Annotated in this window: 22 protein-coding genes and 1 tRNA gene; 10 read left to right on the top strand and 13 right to left on the bottom strand. The window is 42.9% G+C overall.

Translation table 11 applies throughout. From position 1 onward, the window contains the following. Positions 1–312 precede the first annotated feature (312 nt). The 5 genes from VF412_RS03215 to VF412_RS03195 all read right to left on the bottom strand — a co-directional run bounded on the left by VF412_RS03215 (position 313) and on the right by VF412_RS03195 (position 3,360). The gene (locus tag VF412_RS03215) at positions 313–1,038 is read right to left on the bottom strand and encodes a hypothetical protein (protein ID WP_331337761.1); all 726 of its coding nucleotides are present in this window, start codon (positions 1,036–1,038) and stop codon (positions 313–315) included. Positions 1,039–1,091: 53 nt separating this feature from the next. Further along, entirely contained in the window at positions 1,092–1,751 is a 660-nt protein-coding gene (locus tag VF412_RS03210) for a hypothetical protein (protein ID WP_331337760.1), read from the bottom strand. 16 nt (positions 1,752–1,767) lie between these two features. Then, positions 1,768–2,427, bottom strand: coding sequence for a hypothetical protein (locus VF412_RS03205; RefSeq protein ID WP_331337759.1), 660 nt, complete (start codon positions 2,425–2,427; stop codon positions 1,768–1,770). A 2-nt stretch (positions 2,428–2,429) separates the two neighbouring features. Next, positions 2,430–2,789, bottom strand: a complete 360-nt coding sequence (locus tag VF412_RS03200) for a helix-turn-helix transcriptional regulator (RefSeq protein WP_331337758.1) — start codon at positions 2,787–2,789, stop codon at positions 2,430–2,432. Positions 2,790–2,868: 79 nt separating this feature from the next. Continuing rightward, positions 2,869–3,360 carry a hypothetical protein gene (locus VF412_RS03195; RefSeq protein WP_331337757.1) on the bottom strand — a complete coding sequence of 164 codons (492 nt, stop codon included), beginning with the start codon at positions 3,358–3,360 and terminating at the stop codon, positions 2,869–2,871. A gap of 130 nt (positions 3,361–3,490) precedes the next feature. Here VF412_RS03195 and VF412_RS03190 point away from each other — a divergent pair, with 130 nt between their 5' ends. The 4 genes from VF412_RS03190 to VF412_RS03175 all read left to right on the top strand — a co-directional run bounded on the left by VF412_RS03190 (position 3,491) and on the right by VF412_RS03175 (position 8,793). After that, a complete protein-coding gene (locus VF412_RS03190; protein ID WP_331337756.1) occupies positions 3,491–3,664 on the top strand; it encodes a hypothetical protein in 174 nt (57 codons plus the stop codon). 154 nt (positions 3,665–3,818) lie between these two features. Continuing rightward, positions 3,819–4,424 (top strand): recombinase family protein, encoded by a 606-nt coding sequence (locus VF412_RS03185; RefSeq protein WP_331337755.1) that lies wholly within the window; start codon positions 3,819–3,821, stop codon positions 4,422–4,424. Positions 4,425–4,958: 534 nt separating this feature from the next. Further along, on the top strand, positions 4,959–6,863 hold the full coding sequence (locus VF412_RS03180; protein ID WP_331337754.1) for an ATP-dependent nuclease: 1,905 nt from the start codon (positions 4,959–4,961) through the stop codon (positions 6,861–6,863). A gap of 61 nt (positions 6,864–6,924) precedes the next feature. After that, positions 6,925–8,793: a UvrD-helicase domain-containing protein gene (locus tag VF412_RS03175; RefSeq protein ID WP_331337753.1), complete on the top strand. Its 1,869-nt coding sequence runs from the start codon at positions 6,925–6,927 to the stop codon at positions 8,791–8,793. Here the strand turns inward: VF412_RS03175 and VF412_RS03170 are convergent. Beyond that, positions 8,782–9,567 (bottom strand): hypothetical protein, encoded by a 786-nt coding sequence (locus VF412_RS03170; RefSeq protein ID WP_331337752.1) that lies wholly within the window; start codon positions 9,565–9,567, stop codon positions 8,782–8,784. The genes VF412_RS03175 and VF412_RS03170 overlap by 12 nt on opposite strands. Positions 9,568–9,778: 211 nt before the next feature. Here VF412_RS03170 and VF412_RS03165 point away from each other — a divergent pair, with 211 nt between their 5' ends. After that, complete coding sequence (locus VF412_RS03165; RefSeq protein ID WP_331337751.1) at positions 9,779–10,138, top strand: hypothetical protein; 360 nt, start codon at positions 9,779–9,781, stop codon at positions 10,136–10,138. Between the two features lie 22 nt (positions 10,139–10,160). Here VF412_RS03165 and VF412_RS03160 read toward each other — a convergent pair whose 3' ends face one another. Continuing rightward, entirely contained in the window at positions 10,161–11,324 is a 1,164-nt protein-coding gene (locus VF412_RS03160; protein ID WP_331337750.1) for a hypothetical protein, read from the bottom strand. Positions 11,325–11,700: 376 nt separating this feature from the next. Between VF412_RS03160 and VF412_RS03155 the strand changes: the two genes are divergently transcribed. Continuing rightward, complete coding sequence (locus tag VF412_RS03155; RefSeq protein WP_331337749.1) at positions 11,701–12,156, top strand: hypothetical protein; 456 nt, start codon at positions 11,701–11,703, stop codon at positions 12,154–12,156. 14 nt (positions 12,157–12,170) lie between these two features. Here the strand turns inward: VF412_RS03155 and VF412_RS03150 are convergent, their stop codons facing one another. Further along, positions 12,171–13,328, bottom strand: a complete 1,158-nt coding sequence (locus VF412_RS03150) for a hypothetical protein (RefSeq protein ID WP_331337748.1) — start codon at positions 13,326–13,328, stop codon at positions 12,171–12,173. A 137-nt stretch (positions 13,329–13,465) separates the two neighbouring features. After that, positions 13,466–13,542: transfer RNA gene (locus tag VF412_RS03145), tRNA-Met, on the bottom strand. 240 nt (positions 13,543–13,782) lie between these two features. Here VF412_RS03145 and VF412_RS03140 point away from each other — a divergent pair. Both VF412_RS03140 and VF412_RS03135 read left to right on the top strand, forming a co-directional pair. Continuing rightward, positions 13,783–15,240: a hypothetical protein gene (locus tag VF412_RS03140; RefSeq protein ID WP_331337747.1), complete on the top strand. Its 1,458-nt coding sequence runs from the start codon at positions 13,783–13,785 to the stop codon at positions 15,238–15,240. Then, entirely contained in the window at positions 15,212–15,724 is a 513-nt protein-coding gene (locus VF412_RS03135; RefSeq protein ID WP_331337746.1) for a hypothetical protein, read from the top strand. Before VF412_RS03140 ends, VF412_RS03135 begins: the two co-directional genes overlap by 29 nt. 54 nt (positions 15,725–15,778) lie before the next feature. On the opposite strand, the gene VF412_RS03130 is transcribed toward VF412_RS03135, so the two are convergent. Continuing rightward, complete coding sequence (locus VF412_RS03130; RefSeq protein ID WP_331337745.1) at positions 15,779–16,507, bottom strand: HEAT repeat domain-containing protein; 729 nt, start codon at positions 16,505–16,507, stop codon at positions 15,779–15,781. A 3-nt stretch (positions 16,508–16,510) separates the two neighbouring features. Continuing rightward, positions 16,511–17,491 carry a hypothetical protein gene (locus VF412_RS03125; protein ID WP_331337744.1) on the bottom strand — a complete coding sequence of 327 codons (981 nt, stop codon included), beginning with the start codon at positions 17,489–17,491 and terminating at the stop codon, positions 16,511–16,513. A 100-nt stretch (positions 17,492–17,591) separates the two neighbouring features. Between VF412_RS03125 and VF412_RS03120 the strand changes: the two genes are divergently transcribed. After that, positions 17,592–18,944, top strand: coding sequence for a dihydroorotase (locus VF412_RS03120; protein WP_331337743.1), 1,353 nt, complete (start codon positions 17,592–17,594; stop codon positions 18,942–18,944). An 11-nt stretch (positions 18,945–18,955) separates the two neighbouring features. Then, a complete protein-coding gene (locus tag VF412_RS03115) occupies positions 18,956–19,999 on the top strand; it encodes a nitronate monooxygenase (RefSeq protein WP_331337742.1) in 1,044 nt (347 codons plus the stop codon). Positions 20,000–20,001: 2 nt separating this feature from the next. Here VF412_RS03115 and VF412_RS03110 read toward each other — a convergent pair whose 3' ends face one another. Both VF412_RS03110 and VF412_RS03105 read right to left on the bottom strand, forming a co-directional pair. After that, entirely contained in the window at positions 20,002–20,817 is an 816-nt protein-coding gene (locus VF412_RS03110) for an enoyl-CoA hydratase-related protein (RefSeq protein ID WP_331337741.1), read from the bottom strand. A 2-nt stretch (positions 20,818–20,819) separates the two neighbouring features. Then, entirely contained in the window at positions 20,820–21,617 is a 798-nt protein-coding gene (locus VF412_RS03105; protein ID WP_331337740.1) for a PilZ domain-containing protein, read from the bottom strand. Positions 21,618–21,645: the final 28 nt, after the last annotated feature.

The raw sequence follows: 21,645 nt of genomic DNA, 5'->3' as shown, positions 1-21,645 counted from the left end.
GCCTTCGGGGGAATGACCTGAATTTTTATCGTTGGAATAAATCTTGGCTTTGAGCCATCACAGTAAAGATTTTTAATTTTGGTAAGCTTTTGATCGAATGGAATATTCAATTTGGAAATGCCATCCCACTTTGATTCCTTTGCAGATGGCAACAATGAGAATCGTCGATCTATCTGCGTAGCATCTTCAATTATTCCCTTAATATCCCCATCGGAATTATTCGAGTGTGTAACTCGTACAGCATCAACATTTTGATAATGCTGAGTTGCGCATGCTCCGAGCCAAATTAATACTATGGCAAAAAATCCCGTTCTACTTTTCAAGAAGCACCTCTATTTCAGTCGGTTCCTCGAAGCCAGCGGGCTTGCGATCTTGGAGTTTCACGTGCTTTGGCAGAAATCCATTAGCCCTTATGATGATTTCATGATCCACGCTTGGATCAACCAATACAGCCATGGGATTAGCGTCGCAACGGACAGACCGCGATTTACTTTTGCTTTTTATAATGATCGACTCGCACTTCACCGGCATAACCGTTAAAATAATGTGACGAGCTGAACTTTGTATTAACGCTGCTTTGGGCCCTTCGTCTTGATTTTCTCCACTCTGAACTAATGAATTCGGATTTTTAATTATCCCCTTTGCCTCATCGTCATCCGTTGCATCAGGTACAGCGGCCACATTGGATTTACTCAAATCGAACCGACATAAAAGAAAGACTTCTGTACTTCCTTCTGATTCGGAAAAGTACTCACTCAAAATATCACATGAAAGGTTTGTCACTTTCTTAACTGAAGATACCTCTTGATGAAAAGAAGCATCCGATTGAGTTTCAATCGACATACTCTTTATCGTAACTCCGCTATTAGCCTCATTGGCGGCAGTAGCTTTGCAGCTATTCATCGAAGCGCTTCGAGCCAAATCTAAAGATGGACCAGCCCCCTTACATACGAGAGTAAGTATGCTGCCGTCTTTTTTATATGTATTTTGCTTTGTCCAATCGGGACGTTCGGCATGGGCCTTCACGCCAATTAGCATGAAGGCCCAGAAAAACGCTCGAAAGGAACGTAATTTCCTTGAGTCGGTCATACTTATTCGCTTTGTTCATTGGACGGTTTGCGATTTTCTGAAGGTTCTCCTTCAACAAAGCGATTCCATTGCTGGTTCACTTGTTGATCGAAGTTCTTGGAAAGTTTGTTCTTTTGCTCTCCATCATGAATGGCATGGAAAACGGCCTGCTTTAGATCTGGTTCAGTCATAGTTACCAGCGCATACACCTTGTAGAAGATTCTTTTGGAGCCATCTTCCTGCATTTGAGAATAGCGCTTCCAAAAATGTCCGTCGATAGTCATAGAGTGGCTTGTAAGAGAACTTACTTCCGATCCGATAAATTTGGCTTGAGTGGATTCAAAGCTATAATTTTCTTCGGAGCCTTGAAAGATGTATTCCATGCGATTGGAAATTGCCTTAGCGATATTCGCTCGCGCATTTGTCTCAGCCATTCTGAGGCCCGCTTCTGGTCGCTCATCACCTCGCAGTGTTGTGATGCCGACAGAATATACCTTTCCAGTTTTGATAACGAAGGGCTGCATCTCGCCATCGGATGCCCAATCCGGCATGGACTTATCACCCGAGGTCGCAAGTACGACGTCCTTTTCAAATTTTTCGCCATTAGCCATCTTCGGCGGTGTGCTACAACCAAGAAATCCCAAAGAACATACAGCTAGAACAGATAAACGTGAAATACGCATATATCCCCCTGTGGTTTTATTCACCGTAAACTGGTTCGATTTTTTGATTCTTTTTCTTTTTTGAGATCTGAACTGTTTTTTCTTTCTTTATTTTTTCATTTTCTTTCGCAATTACGATTTGGCGTTTTTGACTCCACCAATCTTCATACTTAGATTTTCCTAACAGAGCTTTTTTGGCATAAACGACAACGGGCTTCATAAAATCAGTTCTACTTCCGTCATAAAAAACCCAGCCAACGTCCAAATTCGGAACTCCGTTAAATGATCCAGCTTTCTCATCTACGTAGCCAATCAAGTTAAGACCCATCACTTCCTCAAGACCACCATCGACGCATTTCTTTCCATTGGCTATCTTCATTCGACCATTACTTCCAACCCCATCAATCTTTAATGTAAAGGGATTGAAATAGAAGGCACCACATCCGGATTTTTCGTTCATGGTGCCAGCCGCTACGGTAATATCGCCAAGACAAGCAACTACTTTTGGCCAGAGCATCGTCTGCTCTTTCCTATCTCCTGAAGGAACTTGTGCAACGGCGAACTCACATCGGCCATCTTTCTCAATAACAGATTTCATTTTCTCCATGTACTCATCTAAAGAGCCAGCCTTAGCAGATAAAGAGGCTCCGAAGAGTAATAGAGCAATGATCCATGATAAGAAAAAATCTTTTTTCATTTCTATCCCTTCCTAGTTAGCCGTTTAGCTTCGATCTGAAAAATCCCGCTGAATGCTGGTTCATCCTCGAGATCAAAAAGCTCTTTTAGAGACATCTCCTGAGCCTTCGTTTCTGGGTGTGTGCCTGTCATGAGCCACTGATAGTCACACTTAAGAGCCTTACAAAGACGTAGTACAGCCATCGGGTCGTGAGGCATAGCTCCATTTATCCAAGAGTGAATCATTGCCTGATTGACTCCGCATATCTCGGCAGCCCCCCGAATAGAGATGCTCCGCTCTTCTAAAAGTCCTTTTAGATTTGCGGCAAACGGTGTTTCTATCCGTTTCCTTCTTGGTTGTTTTGCACTTACATCTTTTTTCACAATATATATTTTCGGTTTACCTCACGACGAGGAGTAGAGATTTCTCTTTATCAAAACACTGTTGTGATAACAGAACGACTCAATTTAATAATTGGCTAAACCAGCTCGCTGGAAGCAAGTCGAAGCCACTTAAACCGATTAACTTCGCCCTTATCTCCTCCGCCTGATCTACGCTTAATTCAATTAATCCGCCGATAGCAGAAGGGTCCACATGCCCACATTGAAACCAGATTTGAATAACACAGAGAGAGACTGACTGATCTCTGTAGATGCCCACACGTGCTAGATTTGGAATTCTCGTGTTTTCGATAGCTATTCTATGACTAACTTCAGCGTTTTCTTTGGTGGTATCTACAACTCCGAAGGCAGTTTCGATACTCAAAAATAGATCGTCACCAACACCATACAGACGCATTATGCAGGAGATGCGATTGAATGTATGAAATGCCCACAAAATCTCATCATCTTTTACTTGTCTGATGGTATTTGGCTCAACCCCGTGCAAGAGGAGATTACCCTCAATTGCACTATACTCTCTGCTTTGGCTTAAACTAGACTTGAGTTCACTCATAGATCAATTATAACGCACTTGGCATAAAATATAATGCAAATTGCATTATATTTTTAAATGCAATTTATAATGTATTTATATGAAACAGCCGATAGGACGAATGTGGAGATAAATTATGGTCGATGTTAAAATGAATAAGAAAGATTTATTTAAACGCGCGAAGGGAGAACGTCCTAAAAAAGCTAACTTCACATTTAGGCTCAACGAGCAACTCTATCGAGACTTTGAGAGTCGATGTGAAAAAGAGGGTGTCAAGCCAACGGCAGTACTTGAAGAGTTCCTAAAGTTCGTGATTGCAAAATAGATTTTTAACGTAGTTCCCAACGCATTTTTGAAAATTCCAGAAATTTTTAGAATTTTTTTGGAACCACTTTACTCTACAGTGCGTCTGAATATGTGTGGGTTTAGGTCTCTTATAAATGAAAATCCCCGATAGACGGATTTTTTTAGAGGTTTGAATGAGATGTGCCATTTATGCAAGAACCAGCACTTCCGACAAGCAAGATCCAGAAATGCAAATACGCGAACTTCAGCAATATGCCGAACTACGAGGTTGGAAGGTTGTTGAGGTCTATGAAGATAAGGGCTTCACTGGAACCAATACTAATCGACCAGCACTTAAATCTCTTTTGATGAACTCAAAAACCAGAAAGTTTGATCTCGTTTTAGTTTGGAAGCTTGATCGCTTCGGCAGAAGCCTCAAAGAAATTGTGTTCATGCTTCAAGATCTGGCAGATCATAATGTAGAATTTTGTTCTCTGAAAGACTCTCTGGATCTATCAACAAGCCAGGGAAAGCTAATGTTTCACATTGTGGCAGCATTCGCCCAGTATGAAAGCGATGTGATCCGTACACGAGTAAGGGCCGGACTCGATAATGCCAAAGCTAAAGGCATACGCTTGGGAAGGCCAAAAGAGAGAGATGACGATAAAGTACAAAAGCTTCGTGCTCAGGGCCTATCTCAAAGACAAATTGCTCATCAATTAGGAATCTCAAAGGGAAGCGTCCAAAACGCACTTCGACTAGCGGACAACAATCCTATCCAAAACAAAGATTCTAAGTAGTTGATTTTCCTGAAGCGTAAACAGGAGAATTCGCTGCCCATCAATCAGTTGATTGTTGTCCGACTCTATAGTGCTCAGCTAATACGTACCTATAAGGGTCATTCCTTGTGCCAGTTCCTAAGCGGTTTATAGCACCGACCTCTACAAGCATCGCCAGGTATTTTAGAAAAGTCTTTCGCCGAATACGTACTAACTTTTGAAGCTCAGGCTTCGTTAAGGGTTTGTGCGCCAGCTTTCTCATAGCCTCTATAATAATATCTCTCAAAAGTGGCTTTCGTTGGTTTCTTCCCAAATTAAATAACGGGTTGTCTCCCTCGTCTGACCAATAGTTCGTTAATCTCATTGTTCACCTCTTAACAATAAGATTGCTGTTCCCACTTTTTCTGGCAATTTGGCTGGGCGCCTCACGAGCATGACAGCGCAAAAGGTAGTTCCCTCGTGGTTCCGAAGATACTGGTTCCCAATTTGACCCTACTAACGCCCAGACAATTTAAGAGACGTGACGATGTTTCCGCAAAACACTAGAATCAGTTTATGCATATTTCCAAGCTATCAATTAAGAATTTCAGAGCGTTCGGTGCCAATCCCAGTCAACTTCAATTCAAGCCTGGCGTTAACTTACTTGTAGGACCAAATAACGCTGGCAAATCCGCCGTGATGGATGCGCTTCGTTTTACGTTGGGAACCAAAAGCGATGACTGGTTAAAACCTTCCGTATCTGATTTTCACTTCGATGGTAAAAGTCATGCCTATGACTTTAGAATTGAAGTAGAGTTCGATGACCTAACATTGGACGAATGCAGTACTTTTATGGAATGGCTAGGCATTCGGGAAAATACTGGCAAGAACTTTCTGAAAATTTGGTTGTCAGCAACACGCAAAGATCCACATACAATTGGAAAGTACGAGCAAGAAATCTCTTGGCAAAGAAAAGCGGGTCCAGACGATGTTGGTTCCAGTATTGATTCTGATGCTTTAAGAATCATACGGGCCACCTATCTTAAACCACTACGAGATGCACAAAGGGAACTTTCCGCACGCAAGTCTTCGCGCCTTTCGCAAATCTTTATGTCTCACAAAGATGTCCTGTCGGCTGGGGATGATCTTGTCAAAATTGTCAGTGATACCAATGATAGCGTTAAGGCCAAGATTGAGACGCCTATCAATCAATTGAATCAGGAAATCCTCAGCAAATTGTTGCTTACTACTGATAAGCTCGCTGCAGATATTTCGATACTTCCCCCGCATCTTAAATCCATACTAGAAGATCTGTATCTTCGACTTATCCTTCCTGCTACCACGACGCCAGAAGGTGACAAACTAATCGGTTCAGCACTTTTGAACCAGGGCTTAGGGTATGAAAATATCTTGTTCATGGCAGCTGAACTTATGCTTCTATCAAGGTCAAAATTTGAAGCCTCAATCCCGCTTTTGCTAATTGAGGAACCTGAAGCTCATCTCCATCCGCAACTGCAATATAATCTTATTCAGCTTTTAGAGGAAATGGGTCTTCCTCCTCAAAAAGATGATGAAAAAACGCAGGTGCAAACAATCATGACATCACATAGTCCTAATATATCCTCCGCAACTAAAATTGAAAAGATTCAGCTCTTTGACAAAATGGGTAAGGTATTCTCTTTGAGTTCAAGTGAGACAAAACTTGAGTCAGAAGATTACGATTTTTTGGAGAAGTTTTTAGATGTCACAAAGGCCAATCTTTTCTTCGCCAACTCCATTATTTTAGTTGAGGGCGATGGCGAGAATATTTTACTTCCTGTTATTGCCAAAAAGATGGGACGAGATTTTTCCAAATTTGGTGTAAGTATTGTTAATATCGGTCACATAGGATTTTTTAGGTACGCCCGTATATTTCAACAGAAAAAAGACCCACAAATGAATATTAGGGTCGCGTGCATTGCTGACAGAGACATTCCACCAGTTGAAGCAAAAGATTACTTAACCATTCCGAAATCAAAAAAGCCCCGCAAGACAGATGCGGATTATGCGGCAGCAGAAATTGAGGCCAAGGAAAAAACGATCAAGGATAGAGCCATGGGCGGACCTGTTGATGTCTATGTTTCCCCTTCTTGGACATTCGAGCATGATCTATGCCTAAACGGATTCGATAAAGAAATTCATTTGGTCGTTTGTCGCCTTTTGAAAAATACAATTACCGGATGGCAAGGCGATGCAAAATCGATATCCAAAGAAGAAATAGATCAAAAGGCTTCAGAGGAATATCAATCGTGGGCTGCAATTTCACCTAAAGAACGAGCCGCAAAAATATATGAGCCTATTTACTCAAAGAGTATAAGTAAAACAGACTTTGCCCAACATTTCGCAAGATATTTGCTTACCGAAAATAATGACAACTCTGACTCTTTTAAGAAAAAGATACCGAGCTATCTCACTAAGGCAATAGATCATGTCGCTGGATAATTCCAAAATTCCTCTTGATGGTGCGATAACTGATCACGACGTCGAGGACATACAAAAATTAATGAGCGTTGATGGTGACGAAATTATTTTTACGCCTGAGCAATTTAAAATAATTAAGCTACTCGAAAGCGAGAACGTACAAGCGTCACCTGGTAGCGGAAAAACTACAACGCTTGTGGCAAAACTCGGGATTATTTCAAAAAAATGGACCAGTCAGACAAAAGGGGTCTGTGTTCTATCGCATACAAATGTCGCGAAATCAGAAATACAAAATAGGCTTAAAGGTGTTGCATCGAATCTATCAAAATATCCCCACTTTGTAGGCACGATACAATCATTTGTCGATTCCTATCTGGCGAGTCCGATGCTTTATTTGAAATTCGGCTCAAAGATAAAGATCGTAGACGATGCCCAATTTACTTTCCATGCTTCGAAGTTCACAAAAATGGGAAGCAATTTGATTAGCTACTTATCTAACAAACAAGACTTCAAAGATCTGAGCAGTGGCGAGATTCTTGGGAGGCTGACATTTTATTATGAAAATGAATTAAAGGTTAAACTTTCCAGCGAAGTTTCCCCTGTTAAATTTAAAGATCCCAATGGCAAAAGTTATAAAGAAGCCTGGAAAATAAAGTCACTTTTAGCATCAAAGGGAATCATCAACTACGAAGATGCATATGCACTTGCCCAAGCGTTCCTTGCCGCCTATCCATATTTTAAGAAGATAATATCAAATAGATTTCCGCTAGTTCTTATCGACGAAGTTCAAGATACTGACGAAGATCAAATCAATATATTATCGGAAATATTCTTAGGGAACTCCGTCATACAAACCTTTGGAGATCTAAATCAGTCCATTTTTAGTGACTCTTCGCCAAATCTTCACAGTGAAAAATTCAAGCCAACAATAGAACTAAACTCAACAATGCGACTCAGCCCTTCAATATCATCTTTGGTGAAATCTCTTTCCGTAATTCAACAAGACATAGTTGGGAATAAAAATCGTAAGGACCTAAAACATTGTATAATTGTATTCGATGATAAGTCCGTTTCAAAAGTCATCTCGAAATTTGGAGAAATTGTACTATCGCATGATCTGAAAGGAACGTTTAAGGCTGTCGGAAGAGTTGCGAAGATTAAAAACAAAGCAGGTGAATATACTTTGCCGCATTACTTTCCATCTTATAAGCAAGAGTTTAAAAGCACATCTATCCCTACATTTTCTAGTTTTGAAGGGTATTGCCGCTTCGCCCGACATAAACTCAATATCACTAAAAACAACTATAAAGAACTTTTGAATGTTCTAAATTATGCCATCGGGACCTGTCTCCGATTGGAAGAAGTAGTCGATGAAAAAGAACGACCAATTTCTAATGACGAGATACGAAAAAAGCTGGAACAATTGAATGTCGAAAATCGGCGTTTCCTTTGGAGTATTGTTGAAGCCATTCGTAAAGCCGATAAAATTTCTTGCACTGATATTAGTTTGCTCTGCTCAAAGCTCTTTCCTGAGCAACTTCCAGATGGACTCAAAAAGAAGACCGCGTTGGATTTTATAAACGCTGTCGATGATGGAGCAAAGATTGACGGGGCTCCAGAGCAGAATAACAACATTTTCTCAATACCAGATAAAATCGATATCCATGTTAATACGATTCATGCAGTTAAAGGAGAGACTCATTCAGCAACGCTATTATGCGATACGTTTCGGTATGGCTCCCATGTTCAGCCCCTAATTAAATATCTACTTGGAAATCAAATAAAGTCAAAATCAGTCGGCGTCCGAGAACAGCACTGTTTACGACTTGCTTATGTGGCTCTCTCCAGACCAAAACACCTAATTGGTTTAGCAATCCCTAGAGAACTTCTGTCGAAACAAGATGAAGCATCGCTTGCAGTATCATGGCAAATTGTTGATCTAACCCAATAAGCCATTCAGAGCAGTGTCGTTGATATTCAATCCCATGCTCACTTGTCGATTACTCACAAGAATGTAATCGGCAAGCCATCTATACTTCTCATAGTGCTCTATGGGGCCTCTCAAACCACGTGCAACAGCTTCAGCCAGCACAGTCGGACTTTCTTCACCAATTGTACTGCGAATAAAATCGATAAAGAACGGTACGTCTTTAGGAAGAATTGGTTCCCCAAGATCATCAATAGTACTTCGCCATTCAAAAATTGCTCGTTGATTAGCTCCAGAATACATTTCATTTACTCTTTTTCTGAACTCAGGGGCATCAGGTATTCCAGACACCTTCATCACCAACGGATCAATTACTATTCTTGGGTATTTCGCAGATTTCTTCTCGAGATTTACTGCCCTAACTAACGCCGGTCCAACTACCTGCTTTTGGCCATGATCCACATCCAAAGCACCTATTGAAATTCCGCCCCTAAGCCAAATGCCATTCCTACCCAAATAATATTGAAACTTTCCACAGGCTAAAAAGAAATTTGCTAATTCATCGAGAGTCGGAGAATCATTTTCTAATTCTAAGCTGAGAACTATCGAATCACTTACAATCATCGACTTGATTTTCTTTTTACCAGTGATTGACTCAAACTCAGCTGGAATCGAATGACAAATTCTAAAGATATCTTGCAGGATGACTTTGGCTTCGTCGTCAGTCTCAGATTTCAAACAAATTGCAGAAAATCCCAAAATATCAAGAAATGCTACTATGTGCTCTTTATAGTTCATTTTCTACCTTCCCAAGTTAAACAACCAGGTAACTATGGCCCAATGATCCATTCTCCATCAACCCAATAATTCTATTTCCGAGTAGCTTGCACCGATAAAATTTGCCTTCAGCTCAACCTAAACCTCAAAAGTCGAGATTCGCAAAGGTAATTTGACTGAGATAATAAGATTATAAACTATAAACAGATAGCTATTAACCAACGGAAAACCTATGATTACTACCGGAACTCTAAGAATTCAAGAAACCCAAAATAGACAATCGATGACCAACTCCCGCACATTCGCCTCGGGCAATGATGTGATCGTCGAGTTAACCGAAGGTGAATTAGAAAAATTCGACCTTGCTGAGCCTGAAGCTAAAATCACTCTTACTGGGACTATAAAGACAGGCCCGGCCAACCAGTTCGGCCAGATTACTGTCACAAACTCCGTTCCGGAGTTCGACATTCCAGGCAGGGGCTATCTCACTACAGTCACCGTCACAGTCCTTGGGAGGGCTGCCAATGGCAACTATATAATCTCCAAGCTAGGCGATAAAGTGGAGGTTACCGGTACAGTTCTAGGTTATTGATAGGTCCGACAAAACATCGAAACTATTCAGCAGCAGTCTCTTGTTCTTGATAAGGGTCTTTGCCATTAAAAAACCTGCTGAGCATGACAATAAAATTCCAAAAGCTGTTGGGTTCGCAATCAGCAGCTTCACCAATAGCTTTAACCTTTTGAACCATTTGATCTTTAAAGGCCTGCTCCGACTCTTTCGTATCAAAGTGGCCTTTATAATAAGGGACCATCTCGTCATAAATTTTCACAAACTCCGTCATATTCAGCTCAGACCCAACAGAACAATAATCAGCATAATCATACCAAGACTCCAGCTTGTCTTTTTTCTCAGCTGTTAAGACTTTCGCATATGAGTCATTGATGAAGCCCAATTGCTTTTGAGAGAGTTCGACCCCTCTATCCACCAAAGATCTATAATCGATAAATATTCTGCGATAGCGTTCTTTCGTAAATTCTTTTGAACCAAGACAGTAATTAATCTTTCTTTCCGTAGAAACCGAAGGAAATTTATCTGTACTTTCATTTGGACCAGATGAATCAGGGATGGTTTGGGTATTTTGAAGAGAAAAAGAAGTTTCTGTTCCTTCAACGTTGGAGAATTTGGCTTTTACATCCTTCTCAGTAGCATGAACAGAAACATTAACAATATCATTATCAATACCACTATCAGGGGACTCTTCACGGGGACCTTTTCGGGGATTCCGTTCCTTGCCTTTTAAAAAAGAGTCGTAAAATTCGATACTTTTTGCCTTCTGTTGGATTAAGTATTCTTGGCCGACCAGTTTTACGACCTTTTCGACGATTTCTGGAGCAATGAATTCCATAAGGCTCGCCTGACGCTCTTTCGATCCAAAATCAGAACTAGCTTTGATTTCACTGAGCAGGTTATTTTTTAAAAGAAAGTGCTTTAGCTTTTTATATGTATCTGAATTAACGGACTTACGTTTCTGCCTTGGATCGCCCTTCAAAAGCTCGTTACATACCTTTTTACTGAAAAGGAAAGTCACCTTCCTCTGGGTATAAGCCGCATTAATAAGACTAGCGCAAATTCTAACGACGGAGTTGGAATGCAGATATAAAGCTTCGACTTCGGCTCTTTCTGCCTTTGAAAGGAAAGAAAGATCTGAAGTAACTGTTAGCTTGATTTGGTTTGGCTCCGTGTAAACTAGGTTGTCGAACAGCTTTACTAAGCTCATTGGGTACCCCTCGCCCGAACAGGGCAAAATCGTTATTCGGAACGATCTGCCACTAGCTGCAAGAGGTTCCCTATAGTTATATCATAACTTTTGAACCGATCTGCTCTTTAAAAGACCGCGAGATGCCTTTGGACCATTTTACTTCATGGCACAAGCAGACTGAAAGCGATTTGCCCATCGTCGAAAACACTACTGGCCCTCTTAATTTGAAGAGTTGCTTTAAAAAACGAAAACATGGTGATGAAGGTCGGCACAATGCTCCAAAAGGTGTCAGTCCGCTATATATACATCAAGGTGCTAAAGCCATACTCCGACTGAATATCACTTGAAAACATTCGGTTATTCGATATTTCTTGATGAACAAGGAGGGCTATTCATGAAATTCAAAGACCTACCGGAGGGATATTACTTCATTCTGGATATTAACAAATCCGTGTACGTTAAATTGCTGGAAAACCATGAGGAACAGGAAAGTTTCGTTCTCGAACGTGAAGCAATCAAGGTCGTACATGACGGCAGAACCTACCGTAAATATGGGCGTGTCATAGATGACTTGGAGGCCGAATTCAAAACGTATGAAGAAATCAAAAAGGAGCGCAAATCTCGCGGTGCAAGTCTCGGCCACTTGAAACGTCGAATTGCATTGAACGAACCACTGACTGGTGAAGTTTTAAAGAGTGTACTAAGAATTGTCGGCGTCGGTGATGAGGGCGCGATCAGTAAAGATCCATTCTATATGGGAATTGCTGACAAACTAAGGGCGGGTCAACCCCTCACTGATTATGAACTGCATATGATGATTGATGTACGCTTGGTCCACGAGCGATTCTGACAATTATTTAGAAGCTATCCATTCTTCTTACCGATTGTCTCCTCGGTAGAGACAAAACGTACGTCGTCTTTATTTTTGTAGTGCTTCCATGTGGTAGAAATATCTTTGTGCCCCATCCAGTTGGATACGTCTTCTAGCTTTTGACCTCGATCCATCATCATGTCTACAAAGTTTTTTCTGCCGCCATAGCAAGTAATTCCTTCAGAAAGATATTTGTGAACAGTTTTGTCTAGCGGGCGTTCAAAATTACTACCATTTATTAGGTCAATGCACTCGGCTTGCTCAGCATAAATCACAGGAATTTTCTTCCAGCGCTTTTCTTCTGCAATACTCATCAGCTTGGGCTGATAAACATGCAAAATAGTAATTTTCTTTCTAAGATTATACTCAACCCGAAAAGCATTTTTATCTTTTAAAGAATCAACCTCTTCGGGACGAAGGCCAAACCAAACTGACAGTTTAAGCCAGTTATAGTGTTCCTCTGTCATTTTAATTTTGGCTTTTGCAAGCTCTTCTAACGTAAGCGGCGATGACTCGGTACGAACTCCAAGCTCTGTATTCGTTCCGGTCTTTGTGCGTTGAGCATCAGCAATAGCCGACAACTCACGACCTCTCGGATTCGGCACATCCTCATAGAATGATCGACTTATCTTTGATGAAAATTTACCCCAACGATTTAACACATTAAGAATTCTAGTTGCATAGTTGGCGCTGATTTTTTTCTCTATAAAATAACGATAAATTCTCTTCGCGCTGTCCTTATATTCAAGTGGCAAAATTCTTAAATGTTGGACCATGGCTTGAACAAAGTTAAAGTGTGAGTAAAGTTTTTGTAGATGTTCATCAGAACCAAAGTTCTCAGCCCTCAAAACCTCTTGGAACTCTTTAACGAGATCCTGTGGAAATAACGTTTCATCCACACTACGAAGCTCTGTAACTCTTTTAGCTGCTAGTCTGACTTTCTCTTTAAGAAATGACCTTTCACGATTTAACTGCGCACAATGAGCCTTGGCATCGTCAACAGACATCTCCGGCTTAAACCCTAGCTCCCTAGTTGCCATTTTATCTACTGGCTCTTGCTTGCGTACGCCATCGGCATAGCTTTGAAACCAAACGTACCAGCCAGTTTTACGAACTCTAATGTAGTATGAACCTGAAATTCTCGTATCCATACTTGGGCTATATCATATGAATTAAAAAATCAGAGAAAGCAGAGGGGAGAAAAAGAAAAGGCTGGTGACCCAGCCGACCCAAACCACCGACCCGTAAACTTGTAAGTTATTGGAATCATTAGGTTTCAATAAAAATTTGGTAGTGAGAGGCGGACTTGAACCGCCGACCTACGGATTATGATTCCGTTGCTCTAACCAGCTGAGCTACCCCACCACACATCACAAGTTGAAAGAGTCAGAATTTGCAGGATTTCCTTCAAAGCGTGAGATGCGATTTTTAATGATTTGAGACTCGTAAGTCAACACTGCTCAATGCGTTAATTGCGGTTTTTCACAAAAACTTAAAAGACCACGGCTTTAGTATTGACCCCGATGGATTACCCATCTGGAATAAAGATTCTAGAAAAGAGCTGGCTACGAAGCTGGCAGGAAAAACCACGGAAAGGGATTCCTTATGAAAAGATTCGTGATGGCGGCGATGGTGCCGGCCCTCCTACTTGGATGTAGTGAGCAAAATAAACAACACTCAAGTGTGGGCGGCAATGAGCGCTCCATGTTTGAAAATCTTTGGAACTTAGAAGCCAATGTTATCACGATCAAAACCGTCGACGATCAACCCATTGCAGGAGCCCAGGTCCTTATTGGTGATGCTGCGAATTCCCCGTTCACTGGCAATTTCCTAACTACAAATGCTGCGGGCCAAGTGGATATTCCCGCTGGCTGGAACCAGGCTCTGCCGATCACAGTTCAAGCAAATGGCTTTATCCGCACGACTTACATGGCGCAAACTCCGGGGCCTTTGACTTTCAATCTTCGCCCAACGAAGACAGGCCAAACTCAATTCGAAGTTAAGGGTGCGGTTCAAAACTTGCCGGTGAAAAATGGCGATGACCAAATCGATTTTGGCTTGGTGATGGCGGCTTTCACGAAATTGGATCTTTTGTCTTTTGATCTTAACAACGTCATCAGCCCACAAACTGACAAAATCACGGCGTTGGGTCAGGACATCGAAGTTCCATCCAATATTTCTTTGCCGAATCAGTCAGAACGATATGCGTTCTTCACGATCACTTTGGATAAACCTCTTTACCGTATTTACTTCGGCCAAAAAGGAGTGAACAGAGTCGTCGCAGTCCGCGGCAGATTCCCCTTCAGATCCACAGTGGATTCCTTGCGTGGCGGATCTGAGTTCTATGAGTTGATCAACAACTTTAAAATCACAGGCGGCGGAGTTCGTGATCTTGATGTTCAAGGTGGAAGCTCTCAATTGAATATCCCGGGAACTGATTTGAACTTCACTGACAGCAAAAAAGTCACAGCTCCGGCAATTCGTGGCGATGAAATGTTTATCGCGGTGGGAGTAGCAAACCAATCCGGTTACATGATTCCAACTGACATCAAAAATGTTGCTTCAACGAAGTCTCAGGCGCTGAACACTTTGCCAAATTCGAATCAAATGCTTTTGTCCGTGCTTAAAAAGACAGCAGACATGAAGTCAGGCGACGACCGCATGAGTGCGACCTTGCTTCCGTTCGCGGCACAGACAGCTCCGAAGATGTTACCTTTGATCGCGAGCCCCACTTTGAGTGGCGCAAACCAAGTGGTTTTCCCTCAATTTAATTCCATTGAGGGGGTGAATCCTCTAGCGACTTATTCTGTGATCTCTTCTCAGGTAGAGGTTCAACAGGGGCCTGCGAAAGTGAAAATCATGAACCCACAGTGGGAGATTTACGCTCCGAACTGGGTGACGGGTATGACACTACCAACTTGGCCAGGGGATTCCCGCGCAAGCGATGCCAAGAAGCGTTGGGAAGTCAGCTTCATCGGATCGCAAACTGCTTCACAAGCGAAGCTAGGTCCTGCTATTATCGATGCAGCAACACATGTCACACACAGCTCAGTCTCTTATTAAACGAATCGTTCTTAGTTTTGTGATCTTCACAGGCTGCACTCTATTGGGTTGCAGCCTTTTTGATAAAAGACCTACCGCAAATGCCGACATGGCCCGTATCAATAAGCAAAAAGTCTTCTTTGCTCCGTATGATAATGTTTGGCGTGCAGCCCACGCGGTTATCAAATACCCGATCGCCCAGGAAAACCAAGACACTGGAATCATCGAAACTGATTACATCAAGGGTGTCGATGGTTGGCTGCCACCTGGGACAACAAAACCACCTTCAAGCGGCATTCGTTACAAACTGACATTTACGTTTGCCAAGGGCACGACAGATGGTCGCGAATCCACTCGTGTTACAATCGATAAGAAAATGGAAATCTTGCGCGACTTCTTTTCCGATCCCGAGCCCATTGAGAGCGATGGGTTGGAAGAAAAAATTCTTTTCTATCGCATCGAGCGCGAATTGATCATTACTGATGCTTTGAAGAAAGCGAATTAGTCACTTCAATACAACCGAAGTGCATGCTTTCCTCGTTCGGCAAAGCTGAAGTGCCTACAATCTCTCTTTTTTAACGTAGTCTTTCCAAAGGCCGACCAATTGGGATTGCTTCATGCTTCCCTCACCCAGTTTTACCCCTGTGAGTTTTTCTAAGCCCGAAACTGCCGGCAATTGAACTCTGGAATCTTTATCCGATAAAAGACCGACAAAAATTTTTAATTCGTGATCTTGTGGCTTCTTCGCCAAAGCCTCGACGATTTGATGACGAATCCATAAGCTCTGATTGTTCTTGAAGTTATAAGATTGATTCAGCTCGTCCCACAAAAGATCGCGCACTTCAGGAGTTTGATCTTTCTCTAAAACTTCGACCGCCGCTGACCGAACAACCAAGGCTTTATCCTTAATCAACTTTTGTGCGAGCTTGTGGCCTTCTGTTGGATTTACTTCCGACAATGCCACAAGAGCTGCATTACGCATGTACCACTGCGTGTGATGACCTGCCTTAACAAGATCTGCCGTCGCTTTGTTTCCGCGAGCCTCTGCGGCCGCCATTAAAGCACGCCAACGAACACTCATCGTCTCTGAATCATTGAATGCAATTGTAATGAATGAACTATAAAACTTTTCGCCTTGCCCTTGCAAAGCCATGCGACGATTTTCCGCAGGTAACTTCAACAACTCATTGGCAGAACTTAAAGTGCTGGATGAAGGTTTGGCGACTGCTGCAAAACCGGTTGAAGAAAGGCCTGCAATCAATAGAGATGCTGCAATTTTTAGTTTCATTGACTAACTCTTTTTTGAAACGAAGTTTTCGAAATCATTCATGAGCTTATCAGTATCATCATTCTTTTTATCAGCCGCAGTTTGACCATCACCGGCTTTTTCGCCAACTTTGTCTAAGGCTTTTTGACCTTCAACGGCTGCTGCAAACTCTTTCATCAACTCATCATCAATCAGATCAGCGCCTTCAGCAGAGGCTGTCGCTTGCTCAGCCACCATCGGTTCTGCCGCCGGAGTTGGCTCTGGTTCGGCAGCTGCCACCGGAGGTTCAGGTGTAGGTTCCGGAGTTGGAGCTGCTGCTTGGGCTGGTTCGGCAGGGATCGGCGCCGCTGGCGATTCCGCTGCCGGAGCTGGAGCCGGGGCAGCACCACCCGCCTTCAAAGCTTCGATTTCCGCTTTGAGGTTTTCGTTTTCTTCTTTAAAACGAGAAAGATCCGCAATGTCTTCGCTGATAATTTCATATTCAGCTAGGCGAGATTCTAAATCACGAAGCTTCGCTTCCATCTCGGCACTGTTTCCACCACCCGCCGCTGGAGCCGCAGCCGCTACAGCGCCGCCCCCCGTAGCAGACTGAGCTTGAGCTTTTGCTTCGCTCAACTGAGCTTGCAATGCTTCAATTTTCTTTTGGCTTTCAACGAGGTTGCCCTTTAATTGTGTCACTTCTTCAGAAGAGGTTTCTTTGTCAGAGGTGAAAGACTCTGCCCCGTGATCGTCGGCAGGAATCTCAGCATGAACTGACATCTCATCCATGCGAGCCGCTTTGGAAGGTCTTGACTCAGATTGATTATCGAGAATTTTTTGGAGAGTCTTTTCAAGCTGGGCTGTGTCGACACCAGATCCGTGACTGACCTCACCGCCCTCTGATTTTTTCCCAAAGAACGAACGGTACCCTAAAAACAAGGAAAACAAAATAATAAGACCAACAAGCCCTTGTATAATAGCTGTGTTGTGCTGATTCCAATATGAGAGAAATTGTTCAATTGTCACAATTCAAATTCTCGCCTATCAGCGAGGGGCCGTCAATGCTAGACCTACGATTATATCCGGGGTATGGTTTCTGAGACAGTTCACCAATTTTGGGGGTCCCATGTCTGAACAAATTCACGATCTTTTAATTAAAGGCGGAACTTGCTTACTGCCTCACCCCTCTGACCAAAGCCTCATTGAACAACAGGCCGACATCGCAATTTCGGATGGACGCATCACTAAAATTCGCGATTCTATCAATGAACCAGCAAAACGAGTGATCGATGCCAAAGGCTTGCATGTTCTTCCGGGAATCATTGATAGCCAAGTTCACTTTCGCGAACCAGGTCTGACTCACAAAGAAGATCTTGAATCGGGCACAAGAGCCGCCGTTCTAGGGGGCGTCACAAGCATTTTTGAGATGCCAAACACGAACCCCGCCACAACGACCGAAGAGCTTTTCCAAGACAAACTCAATAGAGCCAAAGGTCGTGCTCACTGTAACTACGCCTTCTTTGTCGGAGCCAGCCACGACAACATCACTGAAATCGCCCGTCTTGAAAAGATGCCTCACTGTTCAGGGGTTAAGATCTTTATGGGCAGCTCAACGGGCAACTTACTTGTTGAGGACGACGAGAGTCTTGAGAAAATCTTAGCTCAAGGAAGTCGTCGCGTGATCGTACACAGTGAAGACGAAATGCGCCTTCGCGAAAGAAAACATATCGCCGTCGATCAAGCCGATGTTCACTATCACCCTGTCTGGAGGGATGTTGAAACTGCGGTAAATTCGACAACTCGCCTGTTAAGACTTGCTAGAAAAACAGGCCGACCTATTCACGTTCTGCATGTCTCTACTGGCGAAGAGATGGACATCTTAAGAGATGCCAAAGACATCGCGACCGTTGAGGTTCTGCCACAACATTTAACGTTGTATGCTCCGGATTGTTATGATCGTTTAGGAACTTTCGCCCAACAAAATCCACCGATTCGCGAGAAAAGACATTTGGATCGGATCTGGAAAGCCCTTCTTGACGGGACTGTGGATGTGATCGGCTCCGATCACGCACCTCACACTCGCGAGGAAAAAGAAAAGCCTTATCCTAGTTCGCCCTCAGGTGTGCCAGGTGTACAAACTTTGGTTCCTATCATGCTGAATCACGTTCATGACGGACGTCTGACTTTGCATAAGTTTGTCGAACTTGTAACAACCAATCCTTGCCGCGTTTTCAAAGTAAAAAACAAAGGACGTCTTCGCCAAGGCTTTGACGCTGACATCACGATTGTCGATTTGAAAAAACAAAAAACAATCCAAAACTCTTGGATCGCAAGTAAATGTGGGTGGACACCATTTGATGGAATGAAAGTCACAGGCTGGCCAACCCACACAATTGTAGGTGGTCATGTTGTGATGGAAAATGATCAAGTCATTGCCCCGTCCCTGGGACAACCTGTAAACTTTGAAGACACACTGTAAGGGAGTACAAAATGGAAACCGTCTTCACGAAACTGATGAACATCCGGCATCCGATTGTTCTTGCACCGATGGCAGGTGGCCCTAGCAGCCCGGCGCTGGCGGCCGCAGTTTCTAACGAAGGTGGTTTAGGTTTTCTTGGCGGAAATTATTTAGCCCCGACAGCTTTGCGTGAAGAAATTCAAAAAACAAAACAACTGACGACAAAGCCATTTGGCGTAAATCTTTTTGTTCCTTCTTATCCTGCCTCCCCCACTGCGAGGGAAATGCAAGAGATGTTGGATTTCACCAATGAGCTTCGCAGAAAATTGGGAATCAATCCCCTATCCGATGTTCCTCCGACGAAAGATAATTTCGCTGAACAAGTGCAAATTATTTTAGAAGAAAAACCTGCCGCTTTTAGTTTCGTGTTTGGCTCACTAAGTGAATCGATCATTCAGAAATTTAAAGATCATGGAATTAAAGTTATAGGAACAGCCTCCAGTTTTGATGAGGCATCTCAGTTGCAGGATGCAGGTGTTGATGCCATTTGCCTTCAAGGCTTCGAGGGAGGCGGTCATCGCGGGGTCTTCCCGACGAATCCAGATCAAGAACTTCCCCTGCGCACACTGCTTGAGTCTATTCTTGGAAAAATTCGCCTTCCATTGATTGCAGCCGGCGGATTGATGACTGGACAAGACATCAAAGACGTTTTAAATCGCGGCGCTTCAGCCGCTCAATTGGGAACAGCATTCCTACTTGCAAAAGAGGCTGGCACTTCAAAGCCTTACCGCGAAGCTTTGCTTTCCAAAAACAGACAAACTGAAATCACAACTGCTTTCAGCGGACGCCGTGCTCGCGGTCTTGTAAATCACTATATGAAAGAATTTAAAGCGAAACAAAAAAATCCACTTCCATTTCCTATCCAAAACACTTTGACCGGAGACATTCGCAGAAAGGCGACGGAAATGGGAATTTCTGATTTTATCTCTTTATGGGCTGGCACCCACGTGACTGAGATTCGTCCGATGGATGCTCACGAATTGATGCAAACCTTGGTACGTGAGATGGAGTCTTAGAATTATTTCCCTTGGAACTTTGGCGCGCGCTTTTCTTTTGCCGCCATCAAAGCTTCAAAGTGATCCGCAGTTCTTTGCGTGATTCCTTGATAGGCCGCTGCCATTTCCAGAACACTCTGCAAGTCATTAAGATAAGCCAGTTTCATGGTCTTTTTCGTCATTTGAACTGCAACAGGTGCATTGCTTGCGATTTTCTCTGCGATTTTTTCTGTTTCAGCGGCAAGTTGCGTTTCATTGACAAGGTAATTTAATAATCCCCAACGATAAGCTTCATCACCGGAAACTAAATCTCCGGTCAACGACATTTGCATGGCTTTGCTATAACCAATCACACGCTGAAGAAAAAAACTGCCGCCGTCACCGGGAACGAGTCCCAATTTCACAAAGGTCTCGCCAAATTTTGAAGAGCTTCCACCAACGCGCAAGTCACACATCATCGCAAGATCGCAGCCCGCACCAATCGCCGCCCCGTTCACCATGGCAACAATCGGAGTAGAAAGTTGCTCGATACATTGGGGGATCTGCTGAATGCCTTGCATGTAGCGCATGCGCAGTTCGTTGGGCTCGCCCTGAAACATGCCCGTTTTGTTTTCCATGGCTTTTACATCGCCACCTGCACAGAAGTTTTTACCTTCGCCTGTCAAAACGATGACTCGAATTTCCGAATCAAAGTCAGCGTGGCGCAAAACCGATGTCAAAGAATCTGTCATCTCGTAAGTGATGGCATTGCTTTGCTCTGGATTGTTTAAAGTAATCCAAAGCTGGTGATTCTTTTTTGCAACTTTTAAATGATTGAAAGATTGAGAATAAAAATCCATGGTTATCTCTTAGGAAAAAGACCTTCGCGTTTTAAAACCAGATTCTTCAACCAGTGAGTGAAGGAATCCTCTGGCCCCGGCAAACGATCTGGAACAATCTGACCGCGCTCACGAAGTTTTGCACAAAGCATTTTAATATTTTTTTGCATATCAGAGGAATGATGAAATTGAATACCATAACCTTCCGCCTGGGCGCGGTTGCTTTTATAGACAACCTTTCCTTCCGCAGCGTAGACCGTTCCTTCAAATAGCCACGACAATTTCACGTTTGAACCTTCGAATAAATTGATATTCGAAAGGACAAACAAACCACCTTCAGAAATGTTCTTGATTGTACCCGTCTCAGTTTCTGTGCCATTGATCTCTACAGCATTACTAAAAATATAACGAGGAGCTGCTTCCCACCAGCGCAGTCTTGGATCTAAATAAACATTCCGAACCGCAGGCACAACAAAGTAAGCCACCGCCAAAAGATCGACAATCAAAAGCACCAAAAGCAAAATTAAATTTGTGAGGTTGGCATTAGTTGAAAAGCCATAGATGTTCGAGACAAAAATCAACGCCAGACAAACCAAATAAAGCCAATAGCTCCAACGTTTGCAAATAAAGATAAAAATGCCGGCTAAGATTGGCAAAACGACATAAGACAAAAACAAGGGACGTGGCATTACATAAAGCCACCAGTTCCAATGTTGAAGTAACGTATGATGAGCACGATGAGCGTTAATAAAAAGATTACCCAGCGGAGCAAGAATATGAAGAGCGGCTAGCAGGATGATGGCCCAAGGTTTTCGTTTCATGTTCCTAGGATAAAGTTAAAACCTTACA

The sequence above is a fragment of the Bdellovibrio sp. genome, from assembly GCF_036384735.1.
Taxonomy (GTDB): Bacteria; Bdellovibrionota; Bdellovibrionia; order Bdellovibrionales; family Bdellovibrionaceae; genus Bdellovibrio.
The sequence above is the reverse complement of the archived record's forward strand: the minus strand, read 5'-3'. Positions and strand labels throughout refer to the sequence as shown.

Coding starts and splice junctions, on each gene's coding strand:
- VF412_RS03215 (WP_331337761.1), bottom strand. CDS start 1,038: ATGCTAATTGGCGTGAAGGCCCATGCCGAACGTCCCGATTGGACAAAG.
- VF412_RS03210 (WP_331337760.1), bottom strand. CDS start 1,751: ATGCGTATTTCACGTTTATCTGTTCTAGCTGTATGTTCTTTGGGATTT.
- VF412_RS03205 (WP_331337759.1), bottom strand. CDS start 2,427: ATGAAAAAAGATTTTTTCTTATCATGGATCATTGCTCTATTACTCTTC.
- VF412_RS03195 (WP_331337757.1), bottom strand. CDS start 3,360: ATGAGTGAACTCAAGTCTAGTTTAAGCCAAAGCAGAGAGTATAGTGCA.
- VF412_RS03190 (WP_331337756.1), top strand. CDS start 3,491: ATGAATAAGAAAGATTTATTTAAACGCGCGAAGGGAGAACGTCCTAAA.
- VF412_RS03185 (WP_331337755.1), top strand. CDS start 3,819: ATGAGATGTGCCATTTATGCAAGAACCAGCACTTCCGACAAGCAAGAT.
- VF412_RS03180 (WP_331337754.1), top strand. CDS start 4,959: ATGCATATTTCCAAGCTATCAATTAAGAATTTCAGAGCGTTCGGTGCC.
- VF412_RS03175 (WP_331337753.1), top strand. CDS start 6,925: ATGAGCGTTGATGGTGACGAAATTATTTTTACGCCTGAGCAATTTAAA.
- VF412_RS03170 (WP_331337752.1), bottom strand. CDS start 9,567: ATGAACTATAAAGAGCACATAGTAGCATTTCTTGATATTTTGGGATTT.
- VF412_RS03165 (WP_331337751.1), top strand. CDS start 9,779: ATGATTACTACCGGAACTCTAAGAATTCAAGAAACCCAAAATAGACAA.
- VF412_RS03160 (WP_331337750.1), bottom strand. CDS start 11,324: ATGAGCTTAGTAAAGCTGTTCGACAACCTAGTTTACACGGAGCCAAAC.
- VF412_RS03155 (WP_331337749.1), top strand. CDS start 11,701: ATGAAATTCAAAGACCTACCGGAGGGATATTACTTCATTCTGGATATT.
- VF412_RS03150 (WP_331337748.1), bottom strand. CDS start 13,328: ATGGATACGAGAATTTCAGGTTCATACTACATTAGAGTTCGTAAAACT.
- VF412_RS03140 (WP_331337747.1), top strand. CDS start 13,783: ATGAAAAGATTCGTGATGGCGGCGATGGTGCCGGCCCTCCTACTTGGA.
- VF412_RS03135 (WP_331337746.1), top strand. CDS start 15,212: ATGTCACACACAGCTCAGTCTCTTATTAAACGAATCGTTCTTAGTTTT.
- VF412_RS03130 (WP_331337745.1), bottom strand. CDS start 16,507: ATGAAACTAAAAATTGCAGCATCTCTATTGATTGCAGGCCTTTCTTCA.
- VF412_RS03120 (WP_331337743.1), top strand. CDS start 17,592: ATGTCTGAACAAATTCACGATCTTTTAATTAAAGGCGGAACTTGCTTA.
- VF412_RS03115 (WP_331337742.1), top strand. CDS start 18,956: ATGGAAACCGTCTTCACGAAACTGATGAACATCCGGCATCCGATTGTT.
- VF412_RS03110 (WP_331337741.1), bottom strand. CDS start 20,817: ATGGATTTTTATTCTCAATCTTTCAATCATTTAAAAGTTGCAAAAAAG.
- VF412_RS03105 (WP_331337740.1), bottom strand. CDS start 21,617: ATGAAACGAAAACCTTGGGCCATCATCCTGCTAGCCGCTCTTCATATT.